Raw genomic sequence first — 17811 nt, 5'->3', positions numbered from 1 at the left:
TGCCGATCGCCGCACTCCTCGGACAGCTGGTCGGCTATGCCCAGTTCACCCGGATCATGGACCGGCATTGCATGGCGTTTTCGAGCCTAGCCTCGCCGCAAGCCCGCCTGGCGCTACGCAATCTCGAAAGCATTCACGTGCTCGCGGTCGTGGCGCTGTTCGTGCTGTGCTTCTGGTTTGCCGCTTGGTCGCTCGTCTGGCAGTTCGGTTTCGCCGCCGGCTATTATGAATTGTGGAGCCGGCAATTCCTGATCTTCTGGCTCGTGTCGATGACGCTGTTCGTCGTCGCAGGTTTCATTCCCGCCCGCAATTTCAAAAAGCGCGTACGCGATCTCGAAGGCGGCGCCAGCGGCCGGGCGGCGCGGGAGCGGCAACTCCAGGAGGCGTGTGACGATCTCAGGCAATGGCGTGACGCGGCGCCGAAGCCGTCGCGGCAACAGCGCGATCGGATTGCGGAACTGGAGCTTTTCATCGCCGGCCTGAAGGACCAGCGCATCCACAGCCCCTGGCTCGACGCAAGGCTGCTTTTCGTCATCCTGTTCGTCAACGCCGCCCTGTTCGCCATGCCCTTCGTCATGCCGCAAATCGATCTTATCGGCGTGATCGGCAGCCCTCGGGCATCGGCCCAATGAGCGACAGGGTGTCAATTTCCATGCTCTGCGCCGACGACGGTGATTGCCTGTTCGTCGAGGCCGCGGGCTTCCGCCTGCTCGTTGACGGCGGCCGCGCACGCGCCGGCACCGGCGCGCTGCCGGCCTTCCTGGCGTCTCTGCCGCCGAGGGCTGGCAGGCCGACGATCGATCTCATGATCCTCACCCATGTCGATGCCGATCACATCGAGGGCCTGCTCGCCTTCCTGGCCGATCCAGGGAGGCGACAATAGGCGAAATCTGGTTTAACGGGCTCGACCACCACAAGATGGCCGCCGGCCTGTTCGTCAGGCAGGCCTCGCCCGAGGATGCCGCCAACAATGACGGCCTCACCCGGGCCGGTACGCTCGGCGTCGGCCAAGCGCTGCGGTTCAGCGCGTTGATCGCGCGGAGCGGGACGGCCTGGAATAGGCGGTTGGAAAACGGCCCGGTCATGACGGTGCCGGGAAAGCCCCTACCGCGCTTCGCGCTCGCCGATGACTTGGCGCTTGTTCTAATCGGCCCGCCTAAGGCGAAACTCGCAGCATTCTATCGGGAATGGGACGATCAGGTCCGCCATCTCTACGGAGAGCCGGTGCTTGCCGCGCGGGAAAAGCCGGTCCCGACCCTCGAAAACCTCCGCCGGCTCGCCCTCGAACAGGATATCGCTGACCGGACGAAGCCGAACGGAGCTAGCATCGCCTTCGTGCTGGAGGCGGGTGCAAAGCGCATGCTGTTTGCCGCCGATGCCCATCCGGACGACCTCGCCGCCGGTATCGCCCTTTATGCTGGTGACGGGAGGGTGTGCTTCGACGCAATCAAGGTGTCGCATCATGGCAGCGCGAGAAACAACACTTCGCCGTTGATCGACAGGCTGCAATCACCCTACTGGCTGATATCAACCGACGGCTCTCGCCACGGCCATCCGGATCCGGAAGCGATGGCGCGCATCGTGCTCGCGTCGGAAAAGGCCAAGACCTTGGTCTTTAATTACCACTCGGCCGCCAACGCGCCATGGGACGGCGAAGACCTGAAACGGGTATTCGGCTACCGGACCTGCTACGGCGACGGCGTGACCGCCACCACCGTCGAGATCTGAGCGGCGTTTTAGTCTTGTCTGCATTCAGGGGTTTTATTTTGTCGAGAGTTCTGAATCAAAGCTGTCAAAAAGGAGACATGCTTGAGCTGACGCACACATACACACGAGCAACCGGAGCGGATCGCTGATCATCTTCCCGGTCGTGACGGCCTGCCTGAACGTAGCGGGATGGATAATCGGTGTTGTCACTTTAAGTTGCTCATGCTGAGAAAGACTAGCTGGTCGCGATTTCAGGCAATACGGGCCGCATTATTCCAGGCATCGAAAGCTTCGAGCCGATGGTAGCGATTGTTTGTGCGCCGCGTCGGCGGGATGGAGCTGAAAACAATTGCGGACCGCTGAGTGCATGGAGACGAACCGTTGGAGCGCTCTCGGCGATCGGTGGCCTTGCATGGTTCGTCCTGTTTTCGGAACCACAGATGGCTGTTCGCCCGGTTATTGAGACTCTTGTGCGACCAATGGTCGAGGCTCGGTGCCGCGTCCGCCTTTGCCGCACTGTAGGAGCGGAGTTTATCGGTTATGATCCCCTTATCCATAGCGCTTCATCAGCGCCAACAACACGCGCCTTGCCGCCCTTCTATCACGTCGCTTCTGCAAGATATCTTCGAGAACTGTGCTGTACTGATCGACTGCGCGCCAGAGCCAAAATTTCTCTCCAGCGCATTTCAAGACGACTTCGTCCAGATACCAAATAACGCCGAGGCGCGTCTGCCGCCGCCTGAGGTTGCGTGCGATCTGGGGTCCGAACTTGGCGATCAAGCGGCGGACCGTCTCATATGACACGTCGATACCGCGCTCGAGCAGCAATTCTTAGACTTCGCGCAGGCTCAATTTGAACCGCAGATAAAGCCAGAGCGAGTGAGCAACAATCTGCGGTGGAAAACGGTGACGCTTGAAACTGGTATCTGGTGTCTGCAACGCCGAAACCTAAGTCCAACCCGAGACGTAGGCAATCGCATGCAGGTTAACGTGACAACACCACCGCATCCAGTTCACCTTACGAAGAAAGCGCCGACGATCAATGCTTTACAATTCGCTCAAGTACCGCATGCCGAAGACACGTAATGCAAACCTCTTAGACGGCTTGTTGGGCGAGTTCAGAATAGATTTGACGGCACCTTTCGTCGCTACAACCGGGGCAACCATCGTCGAAGTCTTCAAATAGGATTGGCCGCGACCGATATCTGCCGCGGCGTTCGATCATTCACTTAGGTTGTATGTTCGCGGTATCGACGTAAAGGTCGATACAAGAACGGTTCGCAAAGGCGCCTTCGAAAAAGGTTTCGGGTCCGCCACGTTTTCGGTCTCCAAGTATAAGCGGTAAGCGTTGTTGGCCTTCAGCCGGTAACCGCCGTAGCGCGGAAACCGCCTGCCCTGGGCGGTAAATGAACCCCAGAAAGTTCGAAGGTTATCCTTGCTTACTTGGCCTTTGAGGAAAATAACGTCGAGCAGGGCCTTTGGCTGCGCCGCGGTTGCATCCTCGATCCAGATCTTCGCCACGCCTGGCAGCCCACTCACTTTCACTGAAACCCAAGCTTCGGTAATATCTATGCTCGGCACGGCATTTAGGGCAGCAGGCTTTTGTCGGAATCCGAGTGTCACTAGAAGATTGTAGACTCCGGCGCTGCCTCCCGCGAGCACCAGAGCTGACAGCGTGTAAGATGTCCATTTGTGGTCTGTTGGTATCGGTGTCGTTGCGCCGGTCGCCAGCTTCATCGTGGACTCGAATACGTCGTAACCGAATATATTCACGACTGCGAGCGCGACTAGAAACATCACCGGGAACTTGAGAGCCTTCCCGTCGAAGTAGCGACGGAACACCCGCCACTGGAACAAGGCCGTCAATGCCTGCTCGAGGATGACGGCGACAATAAACAAGCCCAGCAGCAAGGCCAGAAGCTGCGACGTCCCGCTGAAGTCCGCGAGTTGAGCGTTCTCAGCAGGAGCCGCCTGGACCGGCGAGGTCTTGGCGATCGACGCGACCGCGACAAGCGTCAAAGCACGCATTATCATGTTTTCCCCTTCTCCAGTCGGTCGATGCCGGCCAAATTGATTACCCCCTGAAAGTCAAAATTCATTCCAGCAATTGAAACTGAACCAGGTTCGTTTCGAACACGACTCTACGCGCACTGGCTAGTCGAGAGCGAAGCGGGGTTCCGGCCAATCGGTTGGCGCGGATGCGGTCTTTGCCAGATGGCTTCTGACCGCGATGTCGGTCATATACCAACCCCAATTGATCAACTTGCCCTGCTCCTCGTCGCTGAACGGGTTCAGCCGCGTGCGTATCGATGCGAGCGGGCGGGTCTTGGCTGATTCGGTTTGGAGAGTTCTCGGCGCATCGAACTCAGCGGGGTTCCCATCGATAGCGGCATAGGCGTACTTTCGACCCGACACCTTCATTTCCGTATGGAGAAGCCGCTTCCTCAACCCGCGTGATTGGTCGGTTGCTATGTCGAGCGCCCTCATGGCCTGCTTGGGCCATAGGCTCGCGGCCTCCGGTTCCATAGAGAACGGCGCCCCGGCGTCGCAGACGACAACGTTCGCAAAGTCATCGACCGTTTCCAGACCGAGATTGTCGTACGCCCCTCCGTCGGTGAGGGACAAGGAACGACCGTAATCCGGATTGCCGAAGTGGCTGGTTCCTTCGCGGTCTTGCCAGGCGTTGAAATCCACGTCGACTTGGACGGGAGAAAGCACCGGCGGAAAAGCGCTCGATGCCGCGACGGCCACTGCCAGCTTTATCCGCGGATTCAGTATCTCACCGATCGAATAGTCCGCAAGCCGCACCTTTTGCAGTCGGACAAGTCTCCCAGTCTGCAGGTTGGTGGCATTGAAGACGAACTGCGGCTTTTCGGGCAGGTCCTGGAGCGTGACGCCGTCGTATAGATCGTCGTCATATATGTTGGCGAGCACGTCTCCGATGGACTTCCCGGGCAGGATGCTGCCCCAGCCCGTAGCCGCTACGTCCACCGACTTCCGACAAAACCGCCTGAGAGGTTCACCGACTTCCTCTTCCAGGTTCCGCGCGACGCCACCGGAGAAATTAAGCCTGCTCCAACGCGCCGCAAGCATCCCCGCCGTTATCGCCCCCCTGACACGGACGAAATCCGCTCAAACCCCGCGAGCATTCCCATCTGGTTAAGCCGGGTGATCGCACCCAGATGATACAAGGTTGCCCGAAACCCGCCCCCCGAGAGGGCCAACGCCGGCTTCGTTCTATCAGCTGTCATCCGTTCAGCCATTGTTATCTCCAGGTTTCATGCGTCCGAGACGGTGTATTCAAAATAGAGGTGGCTTTCGACACGCTTGAACTTTGCCCACTCAGCTTGCCCTATGTCAGGGGGTCGCTTCACTTTGTCGGTGTCGCTACGGAAGACCCGCCCGCGCGCCTTCTTTACCAATTCCTCCTCTATGGATTTCAGAGGATGATGCCAGCCCTGCTTGGCCAAGGCCCAATTTTCATGCGCTGGAATGACCGCGACGAATTCTTCCGCATAGGAGCCTAAGCCCAGCCAGGAGAGATTGGCGGTATCACCATCCGCGACTCCGTTGAGCGTGGCATTATGACTTCCATGGTGTCCAACTTTATAGAACACCGTCCGCCCAAGGAGATCGCGTGAGGTCATTTTCTTGCCATCCACATCCCAACTCAGATCGGACCAAGAGATCCAGCTTCCTCTTTGAGCATCACCCGAGAACAGCAAGACCTTTCCTGTCCCTGTCAGTTCGATCGCGACGACGGCGCTCGTGTTGTTGACCTCGTTGTTAAGTCTGAGCGCGAGCGCGTCCGATCCCTGAAGCCATTCCTCGTCGATGCGTCGCCAGGATTCCGGCGCGCCTGCCGCGTCTCCCGAACCATACGTGCTCGAAAAAATTCCCGCACGCGATCTGTCTTGTAGTGGTCGTCATTGTCCCGACCGTAAGCGTGGACGAGCCGTTGCTTGAGAAGACCGTCATTCGCCGGGTTGAGATGATCCCGGGTGATGCCGAAGCGGGCTGGGAAACATCTCGCCTCTGCGGGGTCGGAGTCGGAACTCAACGCGGCAGCGAAACTCCTGGTCGATCCGTCGAGTCTGAGATGAAACTCCTCTTCACCTTTTGGATTGAGGGACAGCAGTAGTTCCGCATTGCGCGGAGGCCCGAGTGCGTACACTCGAACGCCCGCAACGTCCTGGAATTTGTATGGTCCTTTTTCGGGGTTCAGGTAGGTGGGCTCCCTGCCATTAAGCTTGTCTCGGAGCGACTTGATCGCCCTCTTGTTCGTGATTCCCGCGACGGCGAGGTCGGCCTGGTCGCGAAAAGAGAGTGTTGGGTTGTCGCATCGGATTTGAGCGAGATTACGGATGAGCTCATCACTTGCCGCGGCGGCGCCCGCGGCGTCCTCGTCTCCGACCTCGAAAGAAAGCAGGTTGCGCAGGAGATGGCGCTTGGGAGAATCGATCGCATGGGCTCCGCGACCGAGACGCGCGTCGGTTCCGGCCAAGGCGAGCACGGAGTCATTGAACCGCTCGCGAAGCTCGTTGGCCATTTTGTCGGTCGGGTCCTCGGTCCATGCAAGCCAAAGCTGGCCGATTTTGATGTTCGCGAAGCAAGGGACGCCCGTGACTGGATCCTTCTTCGCGAAGCCATTCACGTGATCCATGTGCTCATGCGTGACGAGGACGACGTCGATGAAGCCTCCAGTGGCTTTCTCGATGTCGGCGATCACCTCATGAATCGGCTTGTTGATCTCCGACTTCGACCAGAGACCGCAGTCAATAAGCATGTAGAAAGGCTGATTCCTCGTGCCAGCTTTGGGTAGGCACAGGAGAAAACAGTCGCCGTGCCCCTGACGGTACATCCGGATCGTCACCCCGGATTTGGGCGCCTTCATCCGGCCTTCGGCTAAATTCGCGTTGTCTTCAGTGGGCGACATCGGAGTTTCCTAATGGACGTGGCTGTGAAGATGGGCAAAGGTCTCGTTCGACGCGAAAGCGGAATCCCCGCTTCCGGCGAACGCATTCCTAGGTTCGCCTGTCCGTTTTGTGAAAAACCGCCTTTTGCGCTCGAGTTCGACCTCGTCGCAAACATCCCCTCTCGTACGGATCACCCGGCGGATCTCGAACGTCTCTGCGTCAATCAGGAGCGTGCATCCACGCCGGAACTTGAAATCCGAAGCGGTTTCGGCGGACTTTTCGCCGCTGTCGACGGCCTTCTGAACCGCGGGGTCCAGAAAGCCTTGCCGGGTCTGGGTCAGTTCCACCACATATTCGCGCTCGATCTGGTCTCGCGCGCCCCTGCGTGCCGCCATCCGCACGCTGTGGACCTCGATTGCCGGAGCGCTGGTGGTGTAGGAGCGATTGACACTCTTGGGCGCGTTCGGCTCAGTGTTGAGTCCGATTATTCTGCGCCACATGTCGCTCTTCGGTGAAGTGAGCAGTCCCCAGAAGAGCTGGCTGTAAAGCTTGCGGGCAAGCCATTCCACCTTCCGGTCCGCCTCCAAGCCAAGGTCAAGGAGGTTTCGACCGAGGACGTCGTCCAACCCCTGCCTCTTGCTCTTCCTGGCGATCTTCCCGTCCATCGCTCCCCGGCGTTCGGCCGCTATGCGTTCCCCGATTTCCTTCAGCCGGGAGAGATATCGTCCCGCGCTACGCAGGTCCTCGCGTTGGTTGATCTCGTCCAGCATTTCCGCCGGGCGCGAAAGCATGAAGCCGAAGTCGTCGCTGAAGGCACTGCTCTGTTCGCCTGGTTGGTCGAAATCCGCGGCAGCCTCCCGCATCGTGGGCCAAAGCAGCGTTTTGACCGACACGATCGGCATGTCCTTGGGATAGATACCCCAGGCGAGGAACGCCTCCAGGACGGCGACCCGGTAATTGTGCTCGTCTTCGGGGTAGAGATCGTGATCGGCGGTCACGATCGCTCGAAGGTAGTCTCCGAACGTCACATCGACCGGGGGCAATAATCGAGCGCGCGAATGCACATCTGGAGAATGTGCTTTGCCGACTTCGAAGCTTCTGCGGCGAGCCGATTCACGAGATCGGGATGCAGCGCTCCCGCGGGCAGGATGCCGGAACCGTTCGACGCTATGCGCAGCAAGTCGACTATGCGCGACCTGTACATCGACAGGAAGGCCCTGAAGACGGCGGCCACCAGGATCGCTCCTCGCGCATGAGGACCCTTCGCACCCTCAAGAAGCTTCGGGTTTGGCTGATGGGCCTGCCATTTGCCGTCCTTCATGCCACCGAGCGCGTCGCGCAACGCCGCGCCACGCCCCAGCGCCTGGCCGAGTTCCTGGGCGAGCTGGCCGAGCAGGCTCTGGCTTTCAAGATCCCCTCGCGTACGGGCGATTTGGTCGGACAGTACCTCGGGGAACGAGAAATGTTGGAAGATCGCGACGATGTCGGCGAACGCTTCATGAAACGCCAGCACGTCCGGGTTCGTGGACTCGTTGAACCGCGGATGGATGCTGTCGAGCAACGCGTGCGTAGTCTCATGCGCGATGATGTCGTGCGAAAGGCATGTGAACACCGTCGTCCCCGGGGGGCGCCCGCCTGACCTTCGTCCGCTTCGAAATAGCCGAACAACAGGGCTTTTTTCGTAGGGCTATAGTAGGCATTGGCCGCCCGAAGCGCATGTGGATATATCCTCAGGCGACGCACGTATTGATCTTCTTCGAGACGCTTGCCGCTCTCGTCGTGCGTACGGGACGCCCAGAGCGCCACGCGGCCAAGAGCGCTCTCGAAATTCGCGATCGTGTTCATCGCGACGGCGTAGACCATTTGCTGATGGAACTGAGGGTTCCATTCCGCGGGCCGAAGTCCGTTGTCAGCGAGCAACTTGGGGTCATGGAGGTCGATCGGAGCGTAGAAAAGCTCAAGAGTGGGGTCGAAATCCACGACCTCCAAGTATTCACCGATGGGTCCGAGGAACTGGTCGCGTGGAGGGATCTTGTCCATTTCCCACGGTATGGACACGATAGCTTCGTTGATGGCGAGCATCTCATGCCGCCGACTGAGGTTTGGGTCGAACGCGAAAATCCGGAGCTTGCGTGGCGGCATTGTCGAGTAATCCGGCATTCTCCCCCCAGCAGACCGTGGAGGCCGACGAACTTGCCTCCGCCGCGCCCGCATTGCATTTTAGAATATATAACGCATAGGTAGAGTCAAAGACTATTACATCTTTTCAATCAGCAAAGTTGACGTAGACACTTAACGCAAGCGAGCCTTTCGATCTGTGAAGTGTCTGCAGTCGATTGTTATACAAACCCTGATCAACGCCGTGCTTCTCGATGATACGACGCGAGAAGCCTCTGTCCCGCATTGCCACCTACTCAAAGGCCCACGACATTCATGCGGCCAATAGCTGGAGAATGAGTCCGCCACCACAACGGCGATTAACAAATCATCGCCCATTTGTTCCAACGGATTTACGACATGGGGAACTGATGCGAAGCGGTGAGTTGAAGGCCCGAAGCTGCCGCAACTGCGCGCTTTTTCATTCGCCTTGAACCGAATCGAACCGGCGACCCTACTGGCGTCCTAAGCTGCTGTGAAAGTTAGCTTTTGAGGCGTAAGCATATTTATGGAACTCAAAGCTAGACCACCGTCAGGAATCAAGTGCTCGCTCTAGGGCCCGAACTACGCGGCGGTCGAGGCGGCTCAATGGTCCTCACCATCGGAACAGCTGTACAATTCCAGGAAGGCAGCGCGCTCCCCAAGGACGGCCCCAAAGGCAAAGCTACAGTGGGCAGAACTTGCCACACACTAGGGGATATGTGCCCTCCAATTTCGTTATAGCGCTTATCAGGAAATTGTTGTGGTTCGTGCTTCCGCGAAGCCGATAACCATATCAAATGGGACGTTGACCTTAATCTTCTTCCGATTGCCGACTAGTCTCGGGTGGATACAATATTCATGCGCGAAACGCGATAGCTACGCCTAGCCACCGACGAAGAGAGCATTTTCGACAAAATATTTCGTCTACTTGACATAAATGACCAACTGTGGAACTTCTTAATTGGATATGTTATCCAATTTGGTTACTATCGCAACAACACGCGGCCAAAAATGGTCGCTGAACAAGGGGAATGAACATGAAGAGTGTAGTGGGTCTTGCAGCAATTTTGGCGGCATCTGTGGCGCTTCCCGCGCACGCCGACAAACTCGATGACATCATTTCGGCGGGCAAGATCCGCTGCGCTGTCACCCTTGATATTCCGCCGAATGGTTTTCGTGACGACAAGAACGAACCGGCCGGCTTCGATGTCGACTATTGCAAGGACCTCGCCAAGGCCCTCGGCGTAGAAGCTGAAATTGTTGAGACGCAGCTGCCTGACCGCATTCCAGCCCTGATGTCCGACCGTGCCGACGTGGCAGTGGCATCGACATCCGACACCCTGGAGAGGGCGAAGACTGTTGGCCTCTCGATCCCTTACTTTGTCTACAAGCAGGTCGTCTTGACCCGCAAAGATTCCGGTATCACCGACTACGCCGGCATTAAGGGCCACGCGACCGGTGGTGTCGCGGGCACCTTTGAAGGCATTCAATGGGAAAACGATGTCAAGAAGCTCAACGACTCGAGCTCGACCTACCGTGCTTTTCAAGGACAGGCAGATGCAGTCCTCGCCGTAAGCCAAGGTCAGATCGACGCGACCCCTCTGATCAACACGATGGCAGAGGAAATGATCAAATCGGGCAAATACCCCAATCTCGTGATTGCGGGAGATACGCCCTATGTCCCTGACTACGTCACCCTGGCCACGCTCCGCCAGGAATACGGTCTGATCAACTACCTGAACCTGTTTATCAACCAGCAAGTCCGTACCGGCCGGTACGCGGAACTCTACAAGAAGTGGATCGGTAGCGGCGACCCCGTGGACCTGACCATCAAGGGCGTTTACCGCTGACGCCCTGGAACCGCTGAAACCAATGTAGTCGCGGGAGCGACGCGGCCGACGCACAGCGTCCACCTGCGTCGCTCCAATCCGACAGCCGCATGGCCTTGGAAAAGGGTTCTTTAAATGAATTACACGTTTCATTGGGCGCCGGCTCTTAAAGCCTGGCCACAACTGCTCTGGGGAGCTGTAGTCACGCTGGAAATAGCCGTCCTGTCGATGATCTTAGGAGTGATGATAGCAATCGCGCTCGCCCTCTTCAGCAAATCCAATAGCAAGCTTCTTCGCGGAATTAATTCCGTCTGGGTCGAACTCGCCCGCAACACCCCGGCGCTTTTCCAGGTCTACATGGTCTATTTCGGCCTCGGCTCCCTAGGACTGCGGTTGGATTCCTACCCGTCACTCGTCGTCGGTATCACATTCAACTGTGCCGGCTACCTGGCGGAAGCGTTTCGTGGCGGTCTCCGCGCGATTCCTGAAACACAGGTGCGAGCGGCGCGATCACTTGGCATGTCCGCACCGAAAGTATTTATTTTCATCGTTCTGCCGCAGCTTTTCCGCATCGTCTTTTATCCGATCACCAATCAGATGGTATGGGCAATCCTGATGACATCTTTAGGGGTGGTCGTAGGCCTGACCAACGACCTGATGGGGGTCACTCAGCAGATGAGCGTCGTCACCTTCCGCACTTTCGAATACTTCGCGCTCGCGGCGATACTTTACTACGCGCTCGCGAAGTTTGTAACGCTCGGCGCTGGCGTGCTCGCCCGCCGGCTCTTCCAGTATTGAGGTGAGCGATGTTTCAAGTTTCAATTGGAATCAATGACCTCATCTTCATGCTTCAAGGCGCCGGAGTGACGCTCGCGATCACCTTCTGGGCAATGTTGATCGGCACCATTCTTGGTATTGCTTTCGGTGTCATCCGCTCGGAGGCGAGATGGTACTTCAGCGCGCCGCTGGGAGTCTTTTGGATGTCTTTCGCTCAATACCGCTCCTCATTCAGTTCGTGCTTATCAACAGCGTGAACTCGCTCCTGCGGCTCGGTCTTTCCACGTTCAAAGTCGCCTGTCTCGTCTTGGCAATCTACACAGCGGCTTACTGCACCGAGCTGGTTCGCGCCGGGATATTGTCCGTGCCCTCGATTACGCGGCGTGCGGGTCGTTCTCTTGGACTGACTTACCTCCAGGACCTTCGAGAGATTGTATTTCCAATCGCAGTGAAGGTCGTACTTCCTAATTGGATCGGACTTACGCTTGGCGTCATGAAAGACACCTCACTCGTTCTCTGGATCGGAATCACCGAGCTCCTGAGATCCTCGCAATCCATCGTCACCCGCACACAGGAGCCTTTGCTCGTTCTTGCGATTGCGGGTCTCATCTACTTCCTCATGAGCTTTCCGGTCGCCCGTCTCGGTACGATGCTCGAAAAGAAATGGACACCCAATGATTGAGATCAACGCGATTGAAAAATCCTTCGGAACGCTGAAAGTAATCGATGGCGTTACGATGACCGTCAATAACGGCGAAGTTGTTTCCGTTATTGGCGGGTCCGGTTCAGGAAAGTCAACCATGTTGATGTGCATCAATGGCTTGGAGCCAATCCAAGCGGGAAGCATTAAAGTGGATGGTGTCGAAGTTCACTCCCCTCCACCGACCTGAACAAGCTGCGTCAAAAGATCGGCATCGTATTCCAGCAATGGAACGCGTTCCCCCATTTGACGGTGTTGGAAAACGTGACCCTGGCACTTCGCAAGGTTCTGAAGAAGCCCCGCGCAGAGGCCGAAGAGATTGCAGTGCAGCAGCTCAAGCATGTCGGTCTGTCAGAAAAACTCAAAGTCTATCCCAGCAGACTATCCGGCGGTCAACAGCAGCGCATGGCCATTGCTAGAGCGCTCGCCATGTCTCCTCAGTACATGTTGTTCGATGAAGTGACCTCTGCTCTTGACCCGCAGCTTGTAGGCGAAGTCCTCGACACCATGCGGATGCTTTCACAGGAAGGCATGACAATGATCGTCGTGACACATGAGATCCGATTTGCAAGGGAGGTCTCGGATCGCGTCGCCTTTTTTAAGGACGGAAAGATCCATGAGATCGGCCCTCCCGAACAGGTGATCGGGGCGCCGACCAAACCGGAGACGGAAGCTTTTCTAAAATCGGTTCTCTAACAGAGGACGAGCATCGCAGGGGTAGAAACGTTGATCAGCGATCATCGCGTGCAAAATAGTCAAGCGTCCAAGCCGGTCACTTATAAACAGCTTATCGAGTTGATCAGGCGGGCATTGCTCGCCAACGGTTATTCTGAACGATCGGCAACCATTCTTGCCAAGAACTGTGCCGCGGCACAGCGTGACGGTAGCATGAGCCACGGAGTGTTCCGTTTGAAGGACTACGCATCGACGATCAAGAGTGGCTATGCGAATGGGAACCCGGAGCCGTCCATCGAGGATGTTGCTCCCGGTTTCCTGCGGGTGGATGCGGATAATGGATTCGCTCAGATTGCAATATCCGCCGCCACGGATGCGTTGATCGATAAAGCTCGTAAGAACGGAATTGCTATTCTTGCCGTTCGCAATTCCCACCATCTTGGTGCCCTCTATCTGGATATCGAGGACTTTGCTCGGAAGGGCCTCATAGCGCTCGCGGTTGTGAACTCTATCGGCGTCGTCGCCCCCCGGATGGCAAGCGGGCCGTGTACGGAACCAATCCCATGGCATTCGCGGCGCCGCGGGCTAGCGGTGAACCTATCGTATTCGATCAGGCTTCCTCCCTGATGGCTCACGGCGATGTTCAAGTGGCTGCCCGCCGTGGGCACCTTCTTCCCGAAGGAGCAGGAATAGATCGCCTCGGGCGTCCTACGAGCAGTCCTCACGCCATCCTCAATGGTGGCGCGATCAATACGTTCGGCGGGCACAAGGGAGCATCAATCGCACTCATGGTTGAACTCCTTTGCGCCGCACTTGTGGGCGCGGACTTCTCATTTGAGGTCGATTGGTCGAAAAACCCGGGCGCACGTACGGCTCGAACTGGTGAGACCATCATCGTCATTGATCCAGCTGCAGGTGCCGACGGCCTGCCCTCGTTCGCAGCCCGAACAGACGTCCTTGTTCGGGCGTTAGCTGATGCCGGCCAAGGACGGATGCCCGGCGATCGTCGCCTTCTCGCCCGCAGTTCAGATAATGACCAAATCCCGCTTTCCGCAGAGGATTGGTCGACCATTGAGACTTTTGGCCAAGGCTGAACGAGCGGAAATCCGACTTCATGTCTGCAGTACGTCGAAATTTGAACCATGTGAGATTTGGACATGCTGAGACTCGTATTCCTGGATCGCGACACAATTGGCCCGATGGTCATGATGTCTCGCCCGAGTTTCCCACATCAGTGGACCGAATACGGAAAGACAGCACCGGAAGACGTCGCTGCACGCATAGCGGATGCGGATATCGTGATCACCAATAAAGCGCCGATCCGCGAACGCGACATTGCCGGCTCATCGAAGCTCAAGATGATTGCTATCGCAGCCACCGGTTATGACGTGATCGATCTTTCCTTCGCAAAGCAGCGTGGCGTTATCGTGTGTAACGTGCGGGACTACGCCGTTAACACCGTAGCCGAACACACTTTCGCGCTGATATTCGCTCTGCGTCGTTCAATCATCGGCTTCCGTCAGGACGTCATCGCTGGAGAATGGCAGCGCGCCAACCAATTCTGCTTCTTCAACCATCCAATTCGAGACTTGGCGGGTTCAACCCTTGGCATCTTCGGGTACGGCAGTCTCGGAAAATCGGTGGAGAACATCGCCGAGGCCTTTGGCATGAAAGTTGTCGTCGCGGCCCGGAAGGATGCGGAAAAGCTTGATCGCCGTTATACGGCTTTCGACGAAGTGCTCCAGACCTCCGATATCATAAGTTTTCACATGCCTTTGACACCAACGACGCGCGATTTGGTTGGTATGAACGAGTTCCGCAAGATGAAGAAGCGGCCGATTATCATCAACACGGCTCGCGGCGGCCTGGTCAATGAAGCGGATCTTGTAGCAGCGCTCGACGAGGGCCTAATCGCGGGCGCCGGTTTTGACGTGTTGACCAGGGAACCACCTTCTCCAGACAATCCCCTTCTCACCGTGCTGGACCGGCCGAACGTCGTCGTCACACCGCACGTTGCATGGGCAAGCGATGAAGCGATGAAGTCGCTCTGGGCGCAACTTATCACTCATGTTGAGAATTTCGAGAAAGGCGCACCAACAAATGTGCTCTGACAGACGTGCTCAACTTTCAGCAAACCGATGGGCGAAAGTGCTACCCGACGATGACTTCAATCGATCCGCGCCTATTCCTCGTGTCTCTCTTTGAATCCGCCGTGCGCGCGGCCGATCCCCTGGCGGCGATCAGAGCCCACCTTCCGGCGCGGCCTAAAGGCCGCACGGTGGGGATCGGCGCCGGTAAGCTGGCGAGTCAAATGGCTGCGGCATTCGAGAGGCTGTGGGACGGCCCCTATGAGGGCGCAGTCGTCGCCCGCCATGGCCCCATCGAGAAGACCAACCATATCCCAGTGCTACAATCTGCCCATCCAGTTCCGGACGAAGCCGGTCTCTTCGGCGCGCAAATGCTGCTCGATATGGTCAAAGGATTGACCGAGAACGATCTCGTGATTGCTCTCATGTCCGGCGGTGGCTCGGCGCTGCTGCCGGCACCGCCCAACGGTCTGACGTTGGCGGACGAGATCGCAGTCAACTAGGCGCTTCTCGCCTCCGGCGCCCCGATTTCTGCCATGAACACGGTGCGCAAGCATGTCTCGCGCATCAAGGGCAGGCGGCTGGCAAAAGCTTCTGCGCCGGCGCCTGTGGTGAGCCTCGTCGTTTCCGACGTGCCCGGCGACAACCCAGCGTATGTTGCTTCGGTATCTTTCGGCGTTTTCGATCTGGCCATTTACGCCGGTCTGTTCACCGTCCCAAAAGCTGAGCCGGCGAGATGGCGGTTTGATCAGCGAATGGCGCTCGTGCGCTGTCTAGAGGTATTCGTAGACAATGTCCCCAAAGCCCACGACGGAACCACTTTGATAAACCAGGCGAATGGTCCCTGCGCTGGGCGCGCTGACTGGAACCAACACGTCTCTCACCTGCACGAAGCCGACGATCTCGTTCTCCACAACTTGCCTATTGTCCTTGTTTACCAAATCAGTCGCCATGGGGTGGCCCATGCTGAATATGCCCATTTGCGGGGACTTAATCGTTTGCATTGGCGCCGGGGCAACAACCTTTTCAAAGTTCTGGGGAACGGTCTTTTCATCTGCAGCAACAGCGTCGAAGCAGACGCGGAGCATTGCTCTGCCCCTCTGGAATTCGACCATAGGCAATTGGGCGGTCCTGGCGGACTCTAGTAGAAACTCGATTTCCGCCCGGGTCATTCTACAGCCCCCTGTTTCAGCCAGCCGCCAGAAATTAGCCTCTCGAGATGATGTATATCGAACCCGCCCTGGAGAAATCCTTGCTCTCCCATCAGGCGGGAATGCAGAGATGCATTCGTGGTCAGACCATCGGCTTTCAGCTCCGAAAGAGCCCCAACCATCCTGTCGATAGCCTCCTGGCGGGAGGTTCCATAGGCGAGAATTTTCGCGACGAGGGAGTCATAGTGTGGCGGCACCACGTAGCCCGAATAGAGGTGCGAATCGACACGTATCCCAGGACCGCCTGGCGGAATCCATTGCTTAACAACGCCAGGCGACGGCTGAAAAGTCGTCGGATCCTCGGCGTTAAGCCGGCACTCGATGGCATGCCCCTTCAACAAGATATCAGATTGTTTAAAGGACAACGGATTACCGAGCGCAACGCTGATTTGCTCGCGAACCAAATCGATCCCGGTCACGAGTTCCGTAACTGGATGTTCAACCTGTATGCGGGTATTCATCTCGATGAAGTAGAATTCACCATTTTCGTAGAGGAACTCGAAGGTACCGGCACCGCTGTAGCCAATCGTTTCGCAGGCTTTAGCGCAACGCTCGCCGATCTCTGCGATCGCCTCTCTACTAATGCCGACTGCCGGTGATTCCTCTATGATCTTTTGATGCCGGCGCTGCATAGAACAGTCGCGCTCGCCAAGCCAAACCGCGTTTCCGTGCTTATCGGCGAGAATCTGGATCTCCACGTGGCGTGGGTGTTCGAGGAACTTTTCGATGTAAACGTTCGAGTTCCCGAAGAAGCGACCAGCCTCTTCGCGTGTCAGAGCCACTGCCTGATCAAGCTCGTCAAGAGAACGAACGATCCGCATCCCCCGCCCACCACCACCGCCGGCTGCTTTTACAATGATTGGAAAGCCGGTGTCCTGCGCGATCTTTTGCACGGTCTCTGCGTTTTCGGGAAGGCTGCCCTCAGATCCTGGGACGCAGGGTACGCCAGCATCCCGCATCGCCTTCTTGGCTGACACCTTATCACCCATGAGGCGAATGGCATATGACGCAGGGCCGATGAAGGTCAAACCCGCGTCCTCAACACGCGCTGCAAAATCAGGACTCTCAGAAAGGAATCCGTAGCCAGGATGGATGGCTCCAGCGCCGGTAAGCTCTGCCGCAAGCAGAATTGCGGCGGCGTCGATGTAGCTTTTTGATGATGGAGCCGGCCCGATGCAAATACGTTTGTCCGCGAGCGCGACATGGCGCAAGCTTCGATCTGCATCAGAATGTGCTGCGACGCTCTTCAAGCCGAGCTCTCTGCACGCGCGGAGGATTCTCAGCGCGATCTCGCCCCGATTGGCTATCAATATGGTGTCAAAACTGCTCATGCATTCGGTTCCAACACAAAAATCACAGTTCCCGCGTCGATCGTTGCGCCGTCATCGACCACGATCTCGATTATTTTCCCGCCTTTGTCGGACTCGAGCGGGGTGAGCATTTTCATTGCTTCGAGAAGGCCAACAGTCGTGCCCTCCTCTACTGTGTCGCCCACCTTCACGAAGGGCTCGGCGCCGGGAGACGACGAGCGATAGAAGAGCCCGCTCACGCCTGCTTTGATCTCATGCCGGACGCTTGCAACCGCGACGGGCTCTTCCGTCACGGACGCCTTGGCGATGGACGGTATTTCCACTGGGCGCCTTTCTTCGCGGACAACCTCGGAACTGCAGACGATTCTAATGCGGGCGTCACCATCGGAGTATTCCAGCTCGGATACCCCGGACTTTGGCGCTACGCCCATCAGCCAGGTGATGAATTCCTTGTCCATTC

At 57.4% G+C, this 17811-nt stretch carries 16 protein-coding genes and 4 pseudogenes; 11 read left to right on the top strand and 9 right to left on the bottom strand.

The features are described from left to right. The first annotated feature begins 71 nt into the window (after positions 1 to 71). The 3 genes from P6U16_RS25850 to P6U16_RS25840 are packed head-to-tail and all read left to right on the top strand — an operon-like array spanning position 72 to position 1728. A complete protein-coding gene (locus P6U16_RS25850) occupies positions 72 to 632 on the top strand; it encodes a hypothetical protein (protein WP_277704256.1) in 561 nt (186 codons plus the stop codon). Beyond that, positions 629 to 883 (top strand): MBL fold metallo-hydrolase, encoded by a 255-nt coding sequence (locus tag P6U16_RS25845; protein WP_277704255.1) that lies wholly within the window; start codon positions 629 to 631, stop codon positions 881 to 883. Before P6U16_RS25850 ends, P6U16_RS25845 begins: the two co-directional genes overlap by 4 nt. Positions 884 to 918: 35 nt before the next feature. Further along, entirely contained in the window at positions 919 to 1728 is an 810-nt protein-coding gene (locus P6U16_RS25840) for a hypothetical protein (RefSeq protein ID WP_277704254.1), read from the top strand. A gap of 230 nt (positions 1729 to 1958) precedes the next feature. On the opposite strand, the pseudogene P6U16_RS25835 reads toward P6U16_RS25840, so the two are convergent. The 7 genes and pseudogenes from P6U16_RS25835 to P6U16_RS25805 form a co-directional block, all read right to left on the bottom strand. After that, positions 1959 to 2646 (bottom strand): annotated as a pseudogene (locus P6U16_RS25835) (IS6 family transposase). 282 nt (positions 2647 to 2928) lie between these two features. After that, complete coding sequence (locus tag P6U16_RS25830; protein ID WP_277704253.1) at positions 2929 to 3735, bottom strand: hypothetical protein; 807 nt, start codon at positions 3733 to 3735, stop codon at positions 2929 to 2931. Between the two features lie 126 nt (positions 3736 to 3861). Then, positions 3862 to 4800, bottom strand: coding sequence for a patatin-like phospholipase family protein (locus P6U16_RS25825; RefSeq protein ID WP_277704252.1), 939 nt, complete (start codon positions 4798 to 4800; stop codon positions 3862 to 3864). 185 nt (positions 4801 to 4985) lie between these two features. Then, complete coding sequence (locus P6U16_RS25820) at positions 4986 to 5432, bottom strand: hypothetical protein (protein ID WP_277704251.1); 447 nt, start codon at positions 5430 to 5432, stop codon at positions 4986 to 4988. Positions 5433 to 5449: 17 nt separating this feature from the next. Beyond that, positions 5450 to 6643: an MBL fold metallo-hydrolase gene (locus P6U16_RS25815; RefSeq protein ID WP_277704250.1), complete on the bottom strand. Its 1194-nt coding sequence runs from the start codon at positions 6641 to 6643 to the stop codon at positions 5450 to 5452. A 9-nt stretch (positions 6644 to 6652) separates the two neighbouring features. Further along, complete coding sequence (locus P6U16_RS25810; RefSeq protein ID WP_277704249.1) at positions 6653 to 7621, bottom strand: hypothetical protein; 969 nt, start codon at positions 7619 to 7621, stop codon at positions 6653 to 6655. Between the two features lie 26 nt (positions 7622 to 7647). After that, positions 7648 to 8184 (bottom strand): hypothetical protein, encoded by a 537-nt coding sequence (locus P6U16_RS25805; RefSeq protein WP_277704248.1) that lies wholly within the window; start codon positions 8182 to 8184, stop codon positions 7648 to 7650. 1615 nt (positions 8185 to 9799) lie between these two features. On the opposite strand from P6U16_RS25805, the gene P6U16_RS25800 reads away from it, so the two are divergent. The 8 genes and pseudogenes from P6U16_RS25800 to P6U16_RS25770 form a co-directional block, all read left to right on the top strand. Continuing rightward, the gene (locus P6U16_RS25800) at positions 9800 to 10612 is read left to right on the top strand and encodes a transporter substrate-binding domain-containing protein (protein ID WP_277704247.1); all 813 of its coding nucleotides are present in this window, start codon (positions 9800 to 9802) and stop codon (positions 10610 to 10612) included. Positions 10613 to 10726: 114 nt separating this feature from the next. Next, positions 10727 to 11389: an amino acid ABC transporter permease gene (locus tag P6U16_RS25795; RefSeq protein WP_277704246.1), complete on the top strand. Its 663-nt coding sequence runs from the start codon at positions 10727 to 10729 to the stop codon at positions 11387 to 11389. An 8-nt stretch (positions 11390 to 11397) separates the two neighbouring features. Further along, a pseudogene (locus tag P6U16_RS25790) lies at positions 11398 to 12050 on the top strand (amino acid ABC transporter permease). Continuing rightward, positions 12043 to 12764, top strand: a pseudogene (locus P6U16_RS25785) (amino acid ABC transporter ATP-binding protein). The pseudogenes P6U16_RS25790 and P6U16_RS25785 overlap by 8 nt, the downstream one beginning before the upstream one ends. A gap of 30 nt (positions 12765 to 12794) precedes the next feature. Beyond that, positions 12795 to 13370 carry an Ldh family oxidoreductase gene (locus tag P6U16_RS28590; RefSeq protein WP_349017716.1) on the top strand — a complete coding sequence of 192 codons (576 nt, stop codon included), beginning with the start codon at positions 12795 to 12797 and terminating at the stop codon, positions 13368 to 13370. Further along, on the top strand, positions 13307 to 13837 hold the full coding sequence (locus P6U16_RS28585) for an Ldh family oxidoreductase (protein WP_349017715.1): 531 nt from the start codon (positions 13307 to 13309) through the stop codon (positions 13835 to 13837). The genes P6U16_RS28590 and P6U16_RS28585 overlap by 64 nt, the downstream gene beginning before the upstream one ends. A 63-nt stretch (positions 13838 to 13900) precedes the next feature. Then, positions 13901 to 14854: a D-2-hydroxyacid dehydrogenase gene (locus tag P6U16_RS25775; protein WP_277704245.1), complete on the top strand. Its 954-nt coding sequence runs from the start codon at positions 13901 to 13903 to the stop codon at positions 14852 to 14854. A gap of 50 nt (positions 14855 to 14904) precedes the next feature. Beyond that, positions 14905 to 15495: pseudogene (locus P6U16_RS25770) on the top strand (DUF4147 domain-containing protein); the annotation flags it as partial. Positions 15496 to 15998: 503 nt separating this feature from the next. Here the strand turns inward: P6U16_RS25770 and accC are convergent. Then, a complete protein-coding gene (gene accC / locus P6U16_RS25765; RefSeq protein WP_277704244.1) occupies positions 15999 to 17372 on the bottom strand; it encodes an acetyl-CoA carboxylase biotin carboxylase subunit in 1374 nt (457 codons plus the stop codon). Further along, positions 17369 to 17809: a biotin/lipoyl-containing protein gene (locus P6U16_RS25760; RefSeq protein WP_277704243.1), complete on the bottom strand. Its 441-nt coding sequence runs from the start codon at positions 17807 to 17809 to the stop codon at positions 17369 to 17371. Before P6U16_RS25760 ends, accC begins: the two co-directional genes overlap by 4 nt. Positions 17810 to 17811: the final 2 nt, after the last annotated feature.

It is taken from the genome of Rhizobium sp. 32-5/1, assembly GCF_029537235.1.
In the GTDB taxonomy this organism is placed as follows: Bacteria; Pseudomonadota; Alphaproteobacteria; order Rhizobiales; family Rhizobiaceae; genus Pararhizobium.
This window is presented reverse-complemented; position numbering and strand designations above follow the sequence as displayed.

What these genes read in the sequence shown, in the direction of transcription:
- P6U16_RS25850 (WP_277704256.1), top strand. Translation starts at nt 72, where the DNA reads ATGGCGTTTTCGAGCCTAGCCTCGCCGCAAGCCCGCCTGGCGCTACGC.
- P6U16_RS25845 (WP_277704255.1), top strand. Translation starts at nt 629, where the DNA reads ATGAGCGACAGGGTGTCAATTTCCATGCTCTGCGCCGACGACGGTGAT.
- P6U16_RS25840 (WP_277704254.1), top strand. Translation starts at nt 919, where the DNA reads ATGGCCGCCGGCCTGTTCGTCAGGCAGGCCTCGCCCGAGGATGCCGCC.
- P6U16_RS25830 (WP_277704253.1), bottom strand. Translation starts at nt 3,735, where the DNA reads ATGCGTGCTTTGACGCTTGTCGCGGTCGCGTCGATCGCCAAGACCTCG.
- P6U16_RS25825 (WP_277704252.1), bottom strand. Translation starts at nt 4,800, where the DNA reads ATGCTTGCGGCGCGTTGGAGCAGGCTTAATTTCTCCGGTGGCGTCGCG.
- P6U16_RS25815 (WP_277704250.1), bottom strand. Translation starts at nt 6,643, where the DNA reads ATGTCGCCCACTGAAGACAACGCGAATTTAGCCGAAGGCCGGATGAAG.
- P6U16_RS25800 (WP_277704247.1), top strand. Translation starts at nt 9,800, where the DNA reads ATGAAGAGTGTAGTGGGTCTTGCAGCAATTTTGGCGGCATCTGTGGCG.
- P6U16_RS25795 (WP_277704246.1), top strand. Translation starts at nt 10,727, where the DNA reads ATGAATTACACGTTTCATTGGGCGCCGGCTCTTAAAGCCTGGCCACAA.
- P6U16_RS28585 (WP_349017715.1), top strand. Translation starts at nt 13,307, where the DNA reads ATGGCATTCGCGGCGCCGCGGGCTAGCGGTGAACCTATCGTATTCGAT.
- P6U16_RS25775 (WP_277704245.1), top strand. Translation starts at nt 13,901, where the DNA reads ATGCTGAGACTCGTATTCCTGGATCGCGACACAATTGGCCCGATGGTC.
- accC (WP_277704244.1), bottom strand. Translation starts at nt 17,372, where the DNA reads ATGAGCAGTTTTGACACCATATTGATAGCCAATCGGGGCGAGATCGCG.
- P6U16_RS25760 (WP_277704243.1), bottom strand. Translation starts at nt 17,809, where the DNA reads ATGGACAAGGAATTCATCACCTGGCTGATGGGCGTAGCGCCAAAGTCC.